At 50.8% G+C, this 1925-nt stretch carries 1 protein-coding gene; it reads left to right on the forward strand.

Annotated features, from left to right (window positions below):
- Nucleotides 1-1925 (forward strand): SdrD B-like domain-containing protein (locus tag B036_RS0125710; RefSeq protein ID WP_026232355.1); only part of this gene is annotated, 1925 nt, incomplete at both ends.

Below are 1925 nucleotides of genomic sequence, written 5' to 3' on the forward strand. Positions count from 1 at the left end.
ATGGACAGCGACGCAGTCGGTGGCCAAACGGGCGTTATCAACCTGGTATCTGGTGAGAATGACGATACTAACGATGCTGGCTTCTACATGAATGCTTCGCTGGGTGACTACGTTTGGGAAGACACCAACGGAAATGGCATCAACGATGAACCAGCTTCTGCCGGTATTGACGGGGTAACCGTTAATCTGAAAGATGACAACGGTAATGTCATTGGAATGACTATGACCATGAATGGTGGATTCTACGAATTCACTGACCTTACTCCAGGAACTTACAGTGTTCAATTTGTGCTGCCTGGCGGCTACACTTATACCACGCTTGGTGCTATTGGGTCAAATGAGACCAACGACAGCGACGCTGATCCTGCTATGAATGGTATGACCGATCCGGTTGTCCTTGAAAGTGGTGATAACAACGAAGATCTTGATGCAGGTATCCAACGGGTACCAAGCATTGAAATCGAGAAAACATTCGTGTCTGCGGTTCCACTGCCTAACGGTACTTACAACGTAACCTACACGGTTGATGTCATCAACACTGGTGGTATCGGCACTTACTCAGTAATCGATACGCCATCTTTCGACGACGACGTAACCATCAATTCTGGAAGTTACTCAGGCGCGGACGCAGGTGCATTGGAAGTTATGGGAGCAACCACCCTGACGACCAACAACATGATCGCAGCGGATGCAACGGAAACCTTTACCCTGGTTTACAACGTAACCCTCGATACCCGCTTGACGTCTACCGATGGCGGTGACAACATCTACACAGAATGTGGTACTGGCGGGCCAAACGGAAATGGCCTCCCTGGAGAAGGACTCTACAACCTGGCAGAGCTGGACGTTAACAGCGATGGTTCTGTAGATGACAGTGATGACGCTTGTGGTGATCTGCCACTCTTTGATCTTGCACTCGATAAGAACGTTGTGTCCGTTGGCCCTTACCAACAAGGAAGCACCGTTACTTACATTGTAACGGTCACCAACGAAGGTGATATTGATGCGGCCAATGTAGAAATTACCGATACGCCGCAACCCGGCCTGGTATTCTCCAGCATTACGCCTCAGGCAGGTATTACCAGCACTGGTAACGGTGGCTTTACTGTTGCCTCACTACCAAATGGTGGTGCTGTAACGGTAACACTGAACTACACTATTGGTACTAACTTCCAGGGGACGACCCTGAATAACGCTGCGGAAATTACCGAGGATGGTCCATTCTATGATATTGACTCCGATCCGGAAACCGGACCCGATTTTGATGAAGATGGCGATAACGATCCGGACGATGATGATGAAGACAATGTTGACATTACCATCGAACAGGTATTCGACCTTGCGCTTCGCAAGACGACGATCAGTGCCGGTCCTTACACGCAGGGCTCTACGGTTACTTACCAATTGGAAGTAATCAACCAGGGCTCTATCGATGCGACCAACGTTGAACTGACGGATTACCTTCCAACGGGTCTGAACCTGACGGACGGTGCCTGGGCACAATCCGGTTCACTGGTGACGCGTACGATTGCCGGTCCGATTGCCGCCAATGGCGGAACCGCTACGGTAACGATCAGTTTCCAGATCGGAGCGACCTTCCAGGGTACCAGTATTAACAACTTTGCTGAAATCAGCAGAAGTGATAATGCATTGAACCTGGATGACGTCGATTCTCCTGAAGATCAGGATAACACCAATGATGCCGGTGGCCAGCCAAATTCCCCCGCTGACGACTTCGTCGACGGTAACGGAACGGGTACACCGGGCGACGGTGTTGCTGCCACGGATGAAGACAACCACGACGGTGCGCAGATCGAAGTAGGACAACGTTACGACCTTGCCCTTGCCAAGTCCGTGACTTCTTCTGCTCCTTACACCCAGGGCTCCACGGTGTCTTACGACATCACGGTGACCAACGAAGGATC

Source organism: Neolewinella persica DSM 23188 (assembly GCF_000373105.1).
In the GTDB taxonomy this organism is placed as follows: domain Bacteria; phylum Bacteroidota; class Bacteroidia; order Chitinophagales; family Saprospiraceae; genus Neolewinella; species Neolewinella persica.